The sequence below is a fragment of the Candidatus Trichorickettsia mobilis genome, from assembly GCF_963422225.1.
Classification (GTDB): Bacteria; Pseudomonadota; Alphaproteobacteria; order Rickettsiales; family Rickettsiaceae; genus Trichorickettsia; species Trichorickettsia mobilis_B.
This window is the reverse complement of record NZ_OY728607.1, coordinates 1,093,074-1,108,218: the sequence shown is the minus strand read 5'-3', so window position 1 is coordinate 1,108,218 and position 15,145 is coordinate 1,093,074. Positions and strand designations below refer to the sequence as shown.

Sequence of the window (15,145 nt, the reverse complement as noted above, 5' to 3'; positions counted from 1 at the left end):
AATATAATCTAGATTTCAGAATTGAAATATAGTACACTGCGCGGGTCTTTGACAAATACTTTTTGATCGGCTTTAGTAAATTGTTGCGTGGATAACAATTAGTACTATAAAAAGCCAGTTAAAATATAGAAGAATATTATACTAATATTGAGTAAATTGAGGATTTAATGGCAGTACCAAAAAAGAAAACATCAAAATCACGTCGTAACATGCGTCGTTCTCATCATGCACTAGGTAAGATCAATGTGATGGTGGATAGTCGTACCGGTGAATATAAACTACCGCATCATGCGTCATTAATTGACGGAACATATAATGGACGATTAGTGATTGCTAAAAAAATAGATACTGATGAAGCAGTTTGATAGCAATTTGCTATCAGTGAATCCTGATTTTATAGGTCTAAGAGCCTGTCTTTAAAGTGCATATAAGGGAGGAATTTTTAGAAAAAAGAAGTCGAGTACCGCAGTGTACTCTTGGTTTATTGCGGAACGGAGACGAGTTTTGACAACAAAATTACCTCTTAGATGCACTTTTAAAGACAGGCTCTAAATGGTGTGTAAGATTATATGGCGTGTAAGATTATTGGATGTGGTGGTTATTTACCAAAAAACATAGTAACTAACCTAGATCTAGAGTCGTTTGTTGATACTACAGATGAGTGGATAAAATCAAGAACTGGAATTTTACAAAGACATCTAGCAGCAAGTGATGAATATACCTCACATTTGGCATACAAAGCTGCCGAACATGCTTTGCAAGATGCTAATTTGCTACCAACTGATATTGATTTAATCATTGTCTGTACGACAACGCCAGATAATAGCTTTCCTTCTACCGCCACCAAAGTACAAGGATATTTTGCATTAGGAAATATCCCATCATTTGATTTACAAGCAGTGTGTTCGGGTTTTATTTATGGGCTGCAGGTAGCTGATAGTTTAGCAGCATCTGGGAAATATAACACCATATTACTAATTTGCGCCGAAAAAATGTCATCTTTACTAGATTGGGGTGATCGAAATACTTGCGTGTTATTTGGTGATGGTGCCGGAGCAGTGGTTCTACAACGTAAGAGCGTTGATAATAATGGATTTTTATTTGCGTCACCTAAAATAGAGGTGAATTCTGGTGTAATTGATAGTCAGATATATTCCAATGGTAGTTATGGTGAGCTGCTATATACTGATGGTGGGGTGAGTTCTAACGGCCAAAGCGGTAAAATTAAGATGAAAGGTCCAGCTTTATTTAAAAATGCCGTTGAAAAAATGACTGATTCAATGATCGAGATTTTAGCAAAAAACAATTTAACTATTGCTGATATTAGTTATTTGATACCTCATCAAGCTAATCTCAGAATTATTCAGTCAATTATTGACCGACTTAATGTCGACGAAAATAAAGTAATAAAAACAATAGCTAAACACGCGAATTGCTCGGCATCGTCAATTCCATTAGCTCTCTCTGAGTTAAAATCATCAGGTTCATTAAACGAAGGCGATATTATCCTTTTTACAGCTTTTGGAGCAGGGTTAACTTGGGGATCGGCGTTAATCCGTTGGTGATGTATAGCACAGAGCGATAAGCCTAGTGACGTTGAATTTAAAGGCGAGCTTGCGGAGTGTACAAAAGTACGTGAGCACAAGCGAGTCCTACAAAATTTAATATCACTAGCTTATCGCTCAAAGCTATACTCGGTAAAAACGAGAGTGTTCAATGAACCATACGCGTCAAGTTAAGGAAAAGAGACGGTACCGTCGTCTTGCTTGGGCACTTCTTAAGCATCATTGTGAGCTCTCGACTGCGCGTCATTGCGAGACGAAGTCGAAGCAATCCACAATTAGGCTATACGGATTTTCTAGATTGCCACGGGAGCGAGCTCCCTCGCAATGACGGGTTGAGTAGCTCAAGCAAGACGATTGAGCGTCAATTTTCCTTCACCTGATCGTATGCTATTAAACGCTCTCAGTAAAACGAGTATTTTATAACTAGATTGCGTTGTCGTTCTTGAGTAAAAAAGTAGAGTAAAATATTATGAATACTACAAATCAAAATTCTATTACTATTACCAAGGAAAAGATCACTTCCATGCTAAAATCAAAAGTAGGGTTCTCTGGCATGGTCTGTGAAGAAATAGTAAATCAAATTTTTAACCAGATGCAAGTTATTTTAAAAAGTGAGCAGAAGTTAGTATTGCAGAAGTTTGGTAGTTTTAGTATCAATAATAAAAAAGCAAGACCTGGTCAAAATTTGCAGACCAAAACTCAGATTATTATTGAGCCAAGAAGCGTTATCAGTTTTTCTCCTGCTAAATATTTAAAGAATATAATTAATGATCATCATGAACTAAAATGATTGAAAATTTACAATGTAAAAAATACTATTCAATTGCTGAAGTAACAACCATGCTCCATATACCTGCTCATCAGTTACGTTATTTGGAGAAGGTTTTACCAAATTTTACTGTTACTAAAATTAAAGGCCGACGATATTATACTCAACAAAATATCGCATTAATTAAAACCAGAGTCAAAGAGCATTCTTATAATCTATTTAATTTGGATCATAATACTATAATTAATCAAATAGATATTTTGATGCATAAATTTTGTCAACTCTCGTCCAATATTAATAATGTAATCAATAGATTATAAGGTTTTTAGGTAAGTGTCACAATAACTACTATATGATCTAGGTAACGCAGATAAAAAAGCTTTAGTGAAAGTATTGGTTTCACTTAGGTGCTTTTAATAAAAAAACGCTGCCGATTATGTAGCAAAAATTTGGGTCTTGGTAGAGCCTACTGTTTTTAAATATCTAAAAGAATTGAGAAAATAATGAGCATAAATCCATTTAAACTGGAAGAATATTTATCACGTCACGAGTTCTCGGCTAAATATCTGCTATGCTGCTCGGATGCAGAAAGCTTTCAAATGTCAGAGATTTTGAGCTTTGCATCTCCTGAAGATAAAAAATTATGGGATAATTTACGTCTTAGTTATACAGAAGCACCGGGGTTACCTGCTTTACGTAAATCGGTAGCAGATGAGCTCTACAGCGGTCTTGAAGTAGATAATATCCTCATGTTTGCTGGTGCTGAAGAAGTTATATTTTGTGCACTTCATACTTTGATTGAAGCTGGTGATCATGTCATTGTTTTAACACCTTGCTATCAATCACTTCTTGAAATTCCAAAATTGAAAGGGGCAGATATATCAGAAGTTTCGTTAAAAGAAGAAGATAACTGGTGTATTGATTTAAATTCTATTCAAGATGCGCTCCAGCCAAACACAAAATGCATAGTCATCAACTTCCCTCATAATCCCACAGGACAAGTGATAGAGGAGGATAAGTTAAAAGGTTTAATTGATATCTGTAGTCGAAGGGTATTTGGTTGTTTTCAGATGAGGTCTATAGACTTCTTGGAGACATGAATAAACCATGGGCTCCTCCTGCTGCATGTTTATATGATAAGGCTCTATCACTGGAGTGATGAGCAAAGCCTTTGGCATGGCAGGCCTCAGAATTGGCTGGATTGCATGTCAGGATCAAGTTATTTTGAAGAAGATAGAGCATATGAAGCATTACACTTCCATATGTAACAGTGCACCGGCTGAAATCCTAAGCCTTATATCCCTACACAATAAGGATTATATCCTTAAGCGCAACAACAAAATTGTAGAAGAGAATTTAAAAATTCTAGATCAACTCTTTATAGAATATGGTCATTTATTTCAATGGGTGAAACCGCAAGGAGGATGCGTGGGTTTTGTGAAATATAAAGGCTTGGAAGTTATAGATTCCTTCTGTGATAGATTGCTACAAGAACAAAGTGTTCTGTTGATGCCCGCATCAATCTATAGCCATCAAGGCAACTACTTCAGAATTGGATTTGGTAGAAAAAATATGCCAGAGTGTCTTGAAAGACTAAAAGAGTTCTTGCGTCATGAAAATATTTGCACTTAAAGAAATCAAGCAGGCCATTAATTTCACTGCAGACTTAGAAGAACTGATTCGCTCACACAAATCTGCTTTTATTGATTTCGCATCTGGGCTTTATGAAGTGCCACCGCCTATGCAATTTGTTTTTCCTAATTATGGTAGCGATTGCCATATTAAAGGCGGATACAAACAAGGCAGTAACAATTTAGTAATTAAAATTGCCAACGGTAGTCCATTTGGTGGTAATGGTGTTATACTAGTTTTCGCTGCCGATACTGGGGTACCCAAAGTTATCTTGTACGATGAGGGTTTTCTTACTGGCGTAAGAACAGCCATTGTAGGGATCATCGTAAGCGAGTGGATTCCATGGCGTCTAAAAAATATTGGAATTATTGGTAGCGGGAATTTGGGAACAATGCTTTATGATTTATTGCGTATAAAATACCCAACTAGCAACATCATGCTCTACGCTAGAGACCAAAGCAAAGCTAGAAATATTACTGACTCTGTATGTGATTCAATAGAGAAATTGGTCACAAAATGTGATGTGATTTTTACTGCTACTTCATCAACCAACCCAATTATTCACGATATTAACAAAGACTCCAATAAAGCTATCATTGCTTTTGGTAGTGATGATACCCATAAAAGCGAGCTGTCAGTTGACGTTTTTGCCAAAAGCGATTTAGTGATTGTGGATAGCAAAGAGCAAGCTATGAAATTAGGTGATGTGGCAAAGGCTATAGGGGATCTGGCGTTGTCACCTTAAATTCGCTGATAGAGCTTGGAGATGCCTTGAAATTAGGTGTCGCTGCAGACGTAAAAACAATAATCGCAGATTTTTCTGGCATTAGTGCGCAAGATGTTGCTATAGCTGAATTTGTTTTATCACGGCTTTTATCTTAGACTTCTTGGTTGGAGCGTTCACGAGTTTTTAAGTTTAAACGTTAGTTATAGAGTGTTCGCGGAAATCTACGCGTCAAGTTAAGGCTGTAGATCTTATCAAGTAAGGATTATAGGCAAGAAAATTTAGATATAAAATAGAAAATCACTATAGTATAAATTCCAATAAGTAATCAACCTAAATAACGCGAGTTGCCAATTAAAATTGCCAGAAACTCGCATTAGCTTAAGAAACCGAAAGATATTTTACAATATTGTCTTGACAATATTGTACTACTGTAGTAGTATAGTATTACATCTTAACGGGGAATAGTTTGAAATGAAAGATGAGGATCACCATACTATAATCGAATTATTTGATGCTTTGGCACAATTAGACAACAAAAATGAAGCTATGAGATTTATTTTGGATTTATGTACTCCACAAGAAATAAAAGCATTAAAAGAAAGATGGAAGGTGGCACAACTATTAGATCAAAATAAATTTTCTTACCGAGAAATTCATGCTATTACCGGCGCTAGCCTTACTACCATAGGTAGAGTGGCTAGATTTTTAAGAGAAGAACATAACCAAGGATATCAACTCATGCTAGATAAATTTAGGAGCCTAAAATGAAAAAATCATTATTTATTACCTCTATTATTGCAGTCTTTTGCTGGTCGTTGAATATATCGGCTTTTGCTGTTAACGATGATAAGCCAAAGAAAATAAGTGTATATATTAATCAAACTACCGATCACCCAGCATTAGATACCACAACCAAGGGAATAATAGCAGCATTAGCTAATTCCGGTTATAAAGCCAATGATAATCTAGATTTACGAATTGAATCAGCCCAAGGGATGGCAACACTCTCGCAACAGATTGCCAATAAATTTGTTGGTCAGGCACCAACTATTGTAGTCGGTGTTGGCACTGTTGCTGCTCAAAGTTTTATTAAATATGCTAAACTTGGTCAAATAAAGATGGTGTTTAGCACAGTTACTGATCCATTAGGAGCAGGACTAGTTAATGACCTTCAAAAACCTGGTGGTAATATTTCAGGTGTATCAAATTTTGTGCAGTTAGAGCCGCAATTAGAGTTATTTAAAAAGCTGTTGCCGTCACTAAAAAAACTTGGCATTTTATATAATCCAGGTGAAGCAAATTCTGTAAGTATTGTGCAAAAATTAGAAAAACTTTGTCCAAAATTTGACCTGATTTTAATTAAACAAACCGCAAGTAAAACTGCAGATGTAGCACAAAGCGCTACAAAGCTGGCAGAGAGTAGCGAAGCAATTTTTATCAGTAACGATAATACGGCTTTGAGTGCCATGCAAAGTATCATTAAGGCTGCAAATGAAGCCACCATACCGGTGTTTGTTAGTGATACTGATGCAATAGGCAGTGGAGCAGTAGCCGCTCTTGGACCCAATCAATATCAGGTAGGGTGGCAAACAGGAAAAATGATTGTGCGTATTGCACAAGATTCAGATAACGCATTACCAGCTGTGGAATTTCCAGAAAGCACCGAATTGTACCTTGACCTTAACGCAGCAAAAAAACTTGGTATCAATGTTTCACAGGACATTATAAAACAAGCAGCAAAAATAATAGAATAATTATTTATACGCTTGATTAGTTAAATAACTATGATACAATTCAACCGTTGATTGCAAAAAGATATTACGAAAAGATTAGAGACCATTGTTATCACATGCCCTACGTGAATCTAAGGAATTACTTGATTTTGATATATAAATAATAATCAGTAACAAAAATCATTCAGAAAATAATAATTCATCTCACTTGATAAAACTATAACTCTTTAAATCATCAGGACTTCCGCAAGACTAATGAAATTAGATAAGAATCGAGATATTATGGGAGTATAATGTAATTTAGATTGTGAGTATAAGATGACTACAAGAATAGATTATTGTCAGTATTTATTATCGAGCCAGACAAATTATACTATTACAAATTTTGCTGATCATGTAGAAGGTTTAAGCGACGACAGGGTCAGAAGATATCTAGCGAATGCTAAATTATCACCAAGATTAATATGGGAACACGGTAAAGAAGAGATTATCTTCAGCGCTAACGGCAAGTTGCTATTTGACGATAGCGTATTAGATAAAAGTTACTCGAATAATATAGATGAAGTCAGGTATCAATATAGCGGCAATGCCAAGGAAGTAATAAAAGGCATAGGTATTGTGACCTGTGTTTATGTTAATCCTGAAGAGAATAAGTTTTGGATAATAGATTATAGGATATTCAATCCCGATAAAGACGGTTTAACTAAAATAGATCACGTTAAAGAAATGCTGCGTAATGCTCATTATAGCAAAAAGGTTGCATTTAACACAGTACTTATGGATAGTTGGTATGCGACAACCTCGATTCTACTTCAAATAGAAACTATCGGTAAATATTACTATTGTCCTATCAAAAGTAATCGTTTAGTAGACGATAGCAACGGTAATAAGGCTTACTGTAGAGTTGATTCTTTGGATTGGAGTACTGATGATATTAGCAACGGTAAGATTATCAAGATTCATAAATTTCCTAAAGATCATAAAGTGAAATTATTCAGAGTAACTGTTTCTACCAACAGAACTGACTATGTCGTCACAAACGACATGGCTCAAAATTCGCTTGATGCTGTACAACAAGAGTATGGCTTCAGGTGGAAGATTGAGGAATTTCATCGTGAAGTCAAGCAAGTCACCGGTATTGAAAAGTGCCAATGTAGAATAGGAAGAATACAGAGAAATCATATAGCTTGCGCTATCATGGTCTGGAATTGTTTGAAAAAAGCTGCAAATGCTGCTTCTAGCACCGTATATCAGCTAAAGAGCGGGTTATTAAGGAACTATTTAATCCAGGAATTAAAGAGCCCTGTCGTGCGATTTGCGTAAGTCCTGATCATTACGAAAAGAGTTATAATTTTATTATTACTTTCATTGAGGGTAGATGTATGAAAACTACGCATGGGCAATATAAACAAATTATACTAAATTATAACTTTATTAAAGATCAATATAACATACTTAAGCATAATGTAGCGTGGTTAACATTAGAAGTACTAGAACATAATGAACACATAGATCTTACTACCATCATAGATAATACAGCACAAACTGTATCCCATGTACGCAATAAAATGCTAGCACTAATACAAAAACAGCAAATTGAATCATTAACTTTAGAAGAAACTAGATTTATATTCAACTTAAGTAAATTCTTAGAACCGCCCAGCAATGTATATACTAATATAAGTAGCTTAATCAACTTGGTGCTAGAAAGTAATTCTGTAAATCGGCAAGTAATTTTACAAGAAACTAGTATCTTATATCAATCAATAGAAGGTCTGAATTCTTATTATACATACTCAGAAGGGATTTTGTTTCATTTGTTAAATCACGCAATAACACATGACAACAACAATATTATAGATATATTACTTACTTACGGGGCTAACCCCTTTCAATGTAATAATAATGGTTACTCTGCTTTTTATAATACTTTGTCTCTTTTCGCTGCAGATAAAGAAATTATAGCTAAAAAATTCCTTCATCTGCAATTAAAACAAAAATCACTGACAATGACAGAGTTTGCGTATAATAATATACGCACAGAGCTAGAAAACAATATTGGGGCAAATTTTTTTTCTTATTTAGCTCATCAATTTAGCTGTAAACACTCAAAATTTGCTGAAATTTGCGGCTTTAATAATATAACGCATAAGATACATTTTGAACATGTACAACAGCTAGCCAGACATTCTTCGAAATCACTAGAAGAAAGCCTTAAAATAAAAAACTTAACACTTGAAGACAAGTTAGCTCCATGCAATGAACTTAAGAGCGATGAATTATTATATAGTTACTATTCATCTTTATACAATAAGTTACATCATATGTTTAATACCGCAGGAGTAATTACAAGCCAACAATTGCTTATATCAACTAATATACCCATTTCTATGAAAGCTTTATTTGCTGTTTTAGATTTTATAGTGCCTAATAGTGGAAAAGTAATAAAGGCAATTAGCACTACAGCAAAAAGCAATATAATTAATGCTGACACTGCAAAGCTTATGAAATTTATCTTAGATCCAGATAAATTGCATGAAGTATTAAAAACTACAGCTGAAAAGATAACCATATGGAAAAAACAAGAAATAGAATATATAGCAACTCACGATAACAAAGAAATTGCTTGCTGGAAGTATCAGTCTCTATCAGATAAAATTGACAAAATTTTTAAAGTTGATATTAACCGCAAAATTTATGAAACTAACCCTTTAATATTAGGTTACATAGATGCCTTAAAGGTCATATATGCTATAACTAAAGATAACATATATGTTGACAAAAAATCTACAGAAAGCATCGCCACTCAACTAGCTAACTCTATAAGCAAATATACCTATACTACTGATCATTTAATAACGCCAAACATAAATGAGATGGAATACTCCTCTCATAATATCGCTGCATGTAATATATTTAGTGTAATTGAAATTGTATATGATAATATACTGCTAAATTATCCTAAGTTATTAAAAAAGTTCTCAAATTATCATGATAACAAAGTTACATCACAGCTAATTAGCTTAATGAGTCAGCTTAGTATTAATTGCAAAGATTTTGTTGAAGAAATTTGTGATAATGAAAATTTGCAGGCTCTAGAGTTACTGATGGGTATAGATTCGAATGTTCATCAAGAGATGAATAGCTTTCCAGGTTGAATTATGTACGTCAAATAGTGAATGTTGATTCACGGTTTTTAAAGGATATTTTTATATTTCAAGGCAAATTTGATGATAATAATGGTGCTATTAGAATAAAGTTTGGAGTAGGAAGATAAGAAAATAGACAAAAATTCAATTAACGTTTTGTTTACATCTACCCTCTAAGAGAGGTATATTAAAGAATCAGCTTATGCTGATTCTTTAACTAAAGATTTAACTAGTGCGTTTATTGCATTTTGGTGCTCAGCACTACGTATTCTCATAAAATTTCTGGATACTTCAATACACATACGTTGATGCTGAGTCAGCATTGGTTCCGTATTTTGATCGTCCAGTCCATTGTAGAAATATTCTGTAGTTTTATTTAATGCTTTGGCAATTAGTACTAATCTGCCAACAGAAATTCTATTAGTACCTTTTTCATATTTTTGTAATTGTTGATGAGTAACGCCAATTACTTCTGAGAGTTGCTGTCTAGATAAGCCTTTGGCTAATCTTAATGCATAAATTTTGTCACCAATAAAGCGATCAACTTCTTGAATATAATTATTTTTTCTAGCCATCACAGCCTCCAAGCGATTACGATTAATTAATTAATAAATAGTTAGAATATTGTAAAATCAAACTATAGATGTAAATCTACTATACTTAAAGTACTTACGCAATAATTATTTAATATTTTTTAATGATTACAGTGCAATCATAACCATTTTCTTAAGTATTAAGAGCTAAGATCCATGGAGCTATTGATTAGTTGTGTTTTAACTAAAATTATAATAGACTTCTGAGATTATTCCATCTGAGAAGTATTATATTATTAAACATGAAAAAAATTATCAGCTGCTTGTATCAAGCGGCAGTAAGAACTATAGACCATGATGGAGTCGAACATGCTGGGTATATGTCATTTATGATATTATTATCTATCTTTCCATTCTTGATTTTTTTTCTAGCGTTGACAAGTTTTGTTGGAGCCTCGGAATTAGGGCAGAATTTCATTGATTTTTTACTGGTAAATATGCCTGAAAACACCACTGATATTATTAAAAGCAGACTAAATGAATTGAGTAAAATTCCACCGCAAAGCCTGCTAACTCTAGCTATCGTCGGCAGTATCTGGACTGCATCGTCATTTGTCGAATGTTTACGCACAATATTAAATCGAGTACATGAAATTACCTCGCCACCAACTTATATAAGACGTCGATTACTTAGCATTGTGCAATTCTTAATAATTAGTCTATTAATTACATTTACGATGTTTTTATTAGTAATTATACCAATAGGTTTGGCCAAGATACCTAGTATATTGGAAATTGTTAAAGGTTATGAATCAGTATTAAATCTTTTTAGGTACAGTTTTATCTTAATTGCACTTTTTATCAGTATTTCTACTTTATATTATATTATACCAAATGTAAGCATAAATTTTGTTGATGTGCTGCCGGGATCAGTATTAACAGTATTTCTTTGGGTAGTTAGTGGACATTTATTATCCAGCAATATTATTTATTATAATCAATTGAGTGTAGTATACGGTTCTTTGGGAAGCATCATTGTAACTTTAATCTTTTTTTATATAATTAATATGCTTTTTATTTATGGAGCAGAGTTTAATTATTTATTGATGAAGAATAGAGCTATTGCATGATCAGTATAATTTCACCGGCAAAATCATTAGACTTGAAATCTACCGTTACACTATCAACAGCCACAGAACCTCTATTTACTGAACAAACCACTCAATTAGTAGAAATTATCCAGCAATTATCGGTATCTCAGTTACAACAATTAATGAATGTCAGCGATAAAATTGCTGAATTGAACTACCGCAGATTCTCTGATTTTGCTGATCTACCGGTCAAGCAAGCAATATTTGCGTATGATGGTGATTTATATAAAAAGATAGATAAAGCAGCAATTGGAGCTACGCAAGCAGATTTTCTGCAACAACATATTCTTATTATCTCAGGATTATACGGAGCTTTGAGACCACTAGATTATATTAAACCATATCGACTTGAAATGTCACAACTATTGCCGAATACTAATTTATACGATTTCTGGCAAACTACCATCACCACACATATTAATTTGTTGCTGGAACAACACCAGACACCATATTTAATTAATTTGTCTTCCATGGAATATGCTAATGTAATCGATAAGAATCTACTTATTTATCCGATGACAAATATTTATTTTAAAGAAGAGCACAATGGTAAATTACGAATAATCGGTCTAAACGCCAAGAAAGCTCGAGGTTTAATGATTGATTTTATCATTAAAAATGCTATTGATACACTGGAAGTACTAAAAACATTTATTGGCGGCGGATACCAGTTTAATGCACATGTATCTTCAGAATTTGATTGGGTGTTTATTAAAAAGTAGGGCAAACTATTTCTCACACGAACTAAATTTATAACTGTCCAATGTCATTCCCAGTAAGCTGGAATCCAGAAAATCGAGAGTGTTAAATAAATCATACGCGTCAAGTTAAGGAAAGAAGCGAGCCGCTACTCGTCATTGCGAGACCACGATAGTGGTCGAAGCAATCCAGTAAAAGTTGTTCATTTTCTGGATTGCTTCGACTTCGTCTCGCAATGACGGGTCGTATCGTCTCTTTTTCTTAACTTGACGTGTATGGTTTATTGAACACTCTCAGAAAATCTACTACATATTTGTACTGCTAACGATAAAAAAGCTGGATCCCTCCTTGAGCCATGATCACATCGGTGTTTTTAATCCATCATTGGACAACTAGAAATAAATTCAGGATGACTAAGGTTTTAAACAGCCTCACTTAAAAAAAACGAAAGGTCAAAAATTTCTTGAGCATGTTTACGACTTATTGGTAATGGCGTCAGATTATATTGTTCATCAAAAGCATTGCCATATACTTTAGATATATTTTTAATAGTTTGTGGATCTTGTAAGCCACGATATATTGATTTTAGAATAGTAAAAATGGCAATATAAGGGTTAACCAATGAGCTTGCAAGCCGATGCTCAAGTCTTCTAGGTAGTGAATCAGGTATTCTGACGGCTACCGTCCGGTTATTACCACCAAATGACACGTGCGTTGGTGCCATAAATCTTCTATTTAAGCGTAAATAATCCTCTTCTTCTGGCAGAAAAATCAGTAAACTATCAAGCATAAAGTGACATAGACTTCTGGCTGCGTGCGTAAAAAAACGCTCATCTGTTTTCAATTGCTTCCCCGTACAGGGATAATAATGAAGTGTATCAATAAAACTTATATGAAAATGCATGGCATTACCATAATCGTCAATAAAAGGCTTGCTACGAAAATCTGCATGACCATTTAATTGCGAGGCGATGTTACTGATATTAACTCGAAGAGAATTTATTTGCTGAATATAGTTTATTAACTCTGTAGTTGGCGCCAAATCTATTTCAAATTGATTTTTACCTTTTTCTTTTTTTATGCTGATACCCAGCCTATTTTCAAATTCAACAATATTGATTTGATCACTTAAGTAAAATTCTATTTCCACACCAATGCATGGGATTAGCTTATATTCCCTGATAAATTGAGTGGCTATATATTCTAACAGCTTGTGTTTTTGTAAGTGATCTGATAATTTTGCTATAGAATTAATATGTGTATTTAACATGCTTAAAGAATTAGTAACTGATAAAGTATATTATCGAATTTTTGATCGAGAATTTACTGAGTCTAGCCATGTTTATGCAAAATACAAATCTAATAGCAATGAAGCTGAAATAGATAATAATTTAAAAGTAATATTAGCAGAATTAGCAGTAGATAATATTTTAATCTTAAACCAAACTCATGGAAATACAGTAATTGATGCTGACATCATACAGAGCATCAGCGAACATGAACCTGAAGGAGATGCTGCAATTACTACTACCAATAATTTGGCATTAGCAATACAAACAGCAGATTGTGCTCCAGTGTTACTCTATTGCACTAAAGGAAAAGTAATTGGAGTGGCACATTGCGGTTGGAAAAGTGCGAAAGCAGATATAATCATCAATTTGGTCGAGCAAATGCGACTAACAGGAGCGGATGCAATTGCCGCTGTTATTGGTCCGGCTATCCAACAATCTTCATATGAGGTTGATCAACAATATTATCAAGATTTTGTTAACCAGCAGTCAAATTATCAGCGATTTTTTATTCCGTCAACCAAAGCTGACCATTATATGTTTGATTTACCATCATTTGTAGAAATGAAGTTATTAGCATCCGGAGTTAATCAAATCACTAAAATATCAGAAGATACCTATACTTCTCCTGCTAAATATCCAAGTTACAGAAGATCTTGTCATTTAGGCAAGAGTTTACAACATAGTATATTATCAACAATAATCCTTAAGTAATGCTGAAATTATTAAATCCATATTTCTTTTCTAAATTTACAGCGCGCTTGGTGCCTATTTTATTGTGTATGCTAATAGTGTCCTTAACCTTTGGTCTGTATCAAGCTCTAATAGTATCACCGGCTGATTATCAACAAGGAGAAATGGTGAGAATGATGTATATTCATGTACCGGCAGCATGGATGTCTCTGACAATATATAGTTTTATTGCCATTTGTAGTTTAGTCAATCTAGTGTGGAATACCAAATTATCATATTTGTTAGCCATTGCTGCCGCTGTACCTGGCGCTGCCTTTGCTTTGATTACTCTGGTTACCGGCTCTTTATGGGGAAAACCAATATGGGGAGCCTGGTGGGTATGGGATGCAAGATTGACCTCAATGTTAATCTTGCTAATTTTATATCTTAGTTACTTGGCGGTGGTCAATAGTGGTGACAATATCTCTAGAGCTGAAAAACCAGCCGCGGTAATTGCGCTTATAGGTTTTATCAATGTACCAATTGTAAAATTTTCTGTAGATATATGGTATAGCTTACATCAACCAGCAAGCGTTTTACGATTAGGTAGCCCAACGATTCATAGTTCAATGTTATTACCGTTAATGTTGATGTTTATCAGCTTTGTATGTTATTTCTTACTAATATTGTTTATAAGAACTCAAATTTTGTTAAATCAACTAAAATTAAATAGGATGCTGCGATGACTTATGTAGTAACTGATGGTTGTGTTAAATGCAAATATACTACTTGCGTTGAGGTGTGTCCGGTGGATTGTTTTTATGAAGGAGAGTTAATGTTAGCAATTAACCCGGATGAGTGCATAGATTGTGGAGTGTGTGAACCTGAATGTCCAATCGACGCCATTAAGCCGGAATCAGCAGAATTAATAGAATGGGTAGAGCGGGCAAAAATATTTACCGAAACCTGGCCTAATATTACGAGTACGAAGGCCGCATTGCCCGATGCTGAAAAATATCAACATGAACAAAATAAATTCAAAAAATATATATCCAATGATTTATAATCATTAATTTTCAACGTAATTTAGTTGCCTTTTTATCACTATTGCTATTTATAAATACCAACAAATAATTGATCTTTAGTGTTGATACTATCATTATTTAAATAATAATGATATTTATTGCTGGTGATTCATAGAGGACAGTTTTAGTTATGCTAAGTTT

General features: G+C 34.0%; 18 protein-coding genes. 16 read left to right on the top strand and 2 right to left on the bottom strand.

Features of this window, described 5'->3' with window-relative positions; translation table 11 throughout:
- Nucleotides 1–167: 167 nt before the first annotated feature.
- From rpmF to R2I74_RS05150, 11 genes are all read left to right on the top strand, one after another.
- Nucleotides 168–365 (top strand): 50S ribosomal protein L32, encoded by a 198-nt coding sequence (gene rpmF / locus R2I74_RS05200; protein WP_316354315.1) that lies wholly within the window; start codon nucleotides 168–170, stop codon nucleotides 363–365.
- Between the two features lie 204 nt (nucleotides 366–569).
- Nucleotides 570–1,565: a beta-ketoacyl-ACP synthase III gene (locus R2I74_RS05195; RefSeq protein WP_316354314.1), complete on the top strand. Its 996-nt coding sequence runs from the start codon at nucleotides 570–572 to the stop codon at nucleotides 1,563–1,565.
- 469 nt (nucleotides 1,566–2,034) lie between these two features.
- Nucleotides 2,035–2,355 carry an HU family DNA-binding protein gene (locus tag R2I74_RS05190; protein ID WP_394355827.1) on the top strand — a complete coding sequence of 107 codons (321 nt, stop codon included), beginning with the start codon at nucleotides 2,035–2,037 and terminating at the stop codon, nucleotides 2,353–2,355.
- Nucleotides 2,352–2,654, top strand: a complete 303-nt coding sequence (locus tag R2I74_RS05185; RefSeq protein ID WP_316354311.1) for a MerR family transcriptional regulator — start codon at nucleotides 2,352–2,354, stop codon at nucleotides 2,652–2,654. The genes R2I74_RS05190 and R2I74_RS05185 overlap by 4 nt, the downstream gene beginning before the upstream one ends.
- A 183-nt stretch (nucleotides 2,655–2,837) precedes the next feature.
- Nucleotides 2,838–3,434: an aminotransferase class I/II-fold pyridoxal phosphate-dependent enzyme gene (locus R2I74_RS05180; protein WP_316354309.1), complete on the top strand. Its 597-nt coding sequence runs from the start codon at nucleotides 2,838–2,840 to the stop codon at nucleotides 3,432–3,434.
- 58 nt (nucleotides 3,435–3,492) lie between these two features.
- Nucleotides 3,493–3,966, top strand: coding sequence for an aminotransferase class I/II-fold pyridoxal phosphate-dependent enzyme (locus R2I74_RS05175; protein ID WP_316354308.1), 474 nt, complete (start codon nucleotides 3,493–3,495; stop codon nucleotides 3,964–3,966).
- Complete coding sequence (locus R2I74_RS05170) at nucleotides 3,947–4,711, top strand: Rossmann-fold NAD(P)-binding domain-containing protein (RefSeq protein WP_316354305.1); 765 nt, start codon at nucleotides 3,947–3,949, stop codon at nucleotides 4,709–4,711. The genes R2I74_RS05175 and R2I74_RS05170 overlap by 20 nt, the downstream gene beginning before the upstream one ends.
- Before the next feature lie 453 nt (nucleotides 4,712–5,164).
- The gene (locus R2I74_RS05165) at nucleotides 5,165–5,461 is read left to right on the top strand and encodes a YerC/YecD family TrpR-related protein (RefSeq protein WP_316354303.1); all 297 of its coding nucleotides are present in this window, start codon (nucleotides 5,165–5,167) and stop codon (nucleotides 5,459–5,461) included.
- Nucleotides 5,458–6,447: an ABC transporter substrate-binding protein gene (locus R2I74_RS05160; RefSeq protein ID WP_316354301.1), complete on the top strand. Its 990-nt coding sequence runs from the start codon at nucleotides 5,458–5,460 to the stop codon at nucleotides 6,445–6,447. The genes R2I74_RS05165 and R2I74_RS05160 overlap by 4 nt, the downstream gene beginning before the upstream one ends.
- Before the next feature lie 297 nt (nucleotides 6,448–6,744).
- Nucleotides 6,745–7,749: an IS701 family transposase gene (locus R2I74_RS05155; protein ID WP_316353273.1), complete on the top strand. Its 1,005-nt coding sequence runs from the start codon at nucleotides 6,745–6,747 to the stop codon at nucleotides 7,747–7,749.
- A 59-nt stretch (nucleotides 7,750–7,808) separates the two neighbouring features.
- Nucleotides 7,809–9,584 (top strand): hypothetical protein, encoded by a 1,776-nt coding sequence (locus tag R2I74_RS05150; protein ID WP_316354298.1) that lies wholly within the window; start codon nucleotides 7,809–7,811, stop codon nucleotides 9,582–9,584.
- A 191-nt stretch (nucleotides 9,585–9,775) separates the two neighbouring features.
- On the opposite strand, the gene R2I74_RS05145 is transcribed toward R2I74_RS05150, so the two are convergent.
- Nucleotides 9,776–10,150: a helix-turn-helix domain-containing protein gene (locus tag R2I74_RS05145; RefSeq protein ID WP_316354296.1), complete on the bottom strand. Its 375-nt coding sequence runs from the start codon at nucleotides 10,148–10,150 to the stop codon at nucleotides 9,776–9,778.
- A gap of 260 nt (nucleotides 10,151–10,410) precedes the next feature.
- On the opposite strand from R2I74_RS05145, the gene R2I74_RS05140 reads away from it, so the two are divergent.
- Nucleotides 10,411–11,238, top strand: a complete 828-nt coding sequence (locus tag R2I74_RS05140; RefSeq protein WP_316354295.1) for a YihY/virulence factor BrkB family protein — start codon at nucleotides 10,411–10,413, stop codon at nucleotides 11,236–11,238.
- Nucleotides 11,235–11,981, top strand: coding sequence for a YaaA family protein (locus R2I74_RS05135; protein ID WP_316354294.1), 747 nt, complete (start codon nucleotides 11,235–11,237; stop codon nucleotides 11,979–11,981). Before R2I74_RS05140 ends, R2I74_RS05135 begins: the two co-directional genes overlap by 4 nt.
- A gap of 398 nt (nucleotides 11,982–12,379) precedes the next feature.
- Here the strand turns inward: R2I74_RS05135 and R2I74_RS05130 are convergent, their stop codons facing one another.
- Complete coding sequence (locus R2I74_RS05130) at nucleotides 12,380–13,228, bottom strand: type I glutamate--ammonia ligase (protein WP_316354292.1); 849 nt, start codon at nucleotides 13,226–13,228, stop codon at nucleotides 12,380–12,382.
- Here R2I74_RS05130 and pgeF point away from each other — a divergent pair.
- The 3 genes from pgeF to fdxA are packed head-to-tail and all read left to right on the top strand — an operon-like array spanning nucleotide 13,227 to nucleotide 14,985.
- Nucleotides 13,227–13,961, top strand: coding sequence for a peptidoglycan editing factor PgeF (pgeF, locus tag R2I74_RS05125; protein ID WP_316354290.1), 735 nt, complete (start codon nucleotides 13,227–13,229; stop codon nucleotides 13,959–13,961). The genes R2I74_RS05130 and pgeF overlap by 2 nt on opposite strands.
- On the top strand, nucleotides 13,961–14,665 hold the full coding sequence (gene ccmC / locus R2I74_RS05120; protein ID WP_316354288.1) for a heme ABC transporter permease CcmC: 705 nt from the start codon (nucleotides 13,961–13,963) through the stop codon (nucleotides 14,663–14,665). The genes pgeF and ccmC overlap by 1 nt, the downstream gene beginning before the upstream one ends.
- Nucleotides 14,662–14,985, top strand: a complete 324-nt coding sequence (fdxA, locus tag R2I74_RS05115) for a ferredoxin FdxA (RefSeq protein ID WP_316354286.1) — start codon at nucleotides 14,662–14,664, stop codon at nucleotides 14,983–14,985. Before ccmC ends, fdxA begins: the two co-directional genes overlap by 4 nt.
- Nucleotides 14,986–15,145 lie beyond the last annotated feature (160 nt).

Bases quoted from the DNA above. Each gene is read 5' to 3' on its own strand.
- rpmF (WP_316354315.1), top strand. From the start codon at position 168: ATGGCAGTACCAAAAAAGAAAACATCAAAATCACGTCGTAACATGCGT.
- R2I74_RS05195 (WP_316354314.1), top strand. From the start codon at position 570: ATGGCGTGTAAGATTATTGGATGTGGTGGTTATTTACCAAAAAACATA.
- R2I74_RS05190 (WP_394355827.1), top strand. From the start codon at position 2,035: ATGAATACTACAAATCAAAATTCTATTACTATTACCAAGGAAAAGATC.
- R2I74_RS05185 (WP_316354311.1), top strand. From the start codon at position 2,352: ATGATTGAAAATTTACAATGTAAAAAATACTATTCAATTGCTGAAGTA.
- R2I74_RS05180 (WP_316354309.1), top strand. From the start codon at position 2,838: ATGAGCATAAATCCATTTAAACTGGAAGAATATTTATCACGTCACGAG.
- R2I74_RS05175 (WP_316354308.1), top strand. From the start codon at position 3,493: ATGAGCAAAGCCTTTGGCATGGCAGGCCTCAGAATTGGCTGGATTGCA.
- R2I74_RS05170 (WP_316354305.1), top strand. From the start codon at position 3,947: ATGAAAATATTTGCACTTAAAGAAATCAAGCAGGCCATTAATTTCACT.
- R2I74_RS05165 (WP_316354303.1), top strand. From the start codon at position 5,165: ATGAAAGATGAGGATCACCATACTATAATCGAATTATTTGATGCTTTG.
- R2I74_RS05160 (WP_316354301.1), top strand. From the start codon at position 5,458: ATGAAAAAATCATTATTTATTACCTCTATTATTGCAGTCTTTTGCTGG.
- R2I74_RS05155 (WP_316353273.1), top strand. From the start codon at position 6,745: ATGACTACAAGAATAGATTATTGTCAGTATTTATTATCGAGCCAGACA.
- R2I74_RS05150 (WP_316354298.1), top strand. From the start codon at position 7,809: ATGAAAACTACGCATGGGCAATATAAACAAATTATACTAAATTATAAC.
- R2I74_RS05145 (WP_316354296.1), bottom strand. From the start codon at position 10,150: ATGGCTAGAAAAAATAATTATATTCAAGAAGTTGATCGCTTTATTGGT.
- R2I74_RS05140 (WP_316354295.1), top strand. From the start codon at position 10,411: ATGAAAAAAATTATCAGCTGCTTGTATCAAGCGGCAGTAAGAACTATA.
- R2I74_RS05135 (WP_316354294.1), top strand. From the start codon at position 11,235: ATGATCAGTATAATTTCACCGGCAAAATCATTAGACTTGAAATCTACC.
- pgeF (WP_316354290.1), top strand. From the start codon at position 13,227: ATGCTTAAAGAATTAGTAACTGATAAAGTATATTATCGAATTTTTGAT.
- R2I74_RS05130 (WP_316354292.1), bottom strand. From the start codon at position 13,228: ATGTTAAATACACATATTAATTCTATAGCAAAATTATCAGATCACTTA.
- ccmC (WP_316354288.1), top strand. From the start codon at position 13,961: ATGCTGAAATTATTAAATCCATATTTCTTTTCTAAATTTACAGCGCGC.
- fdxA (WP_316354286.1), top strand. From the start codon at position 14,662: ATGACTTATGTAGTAACTGATGGTTGTGTTAAATGCAAATATACTACT.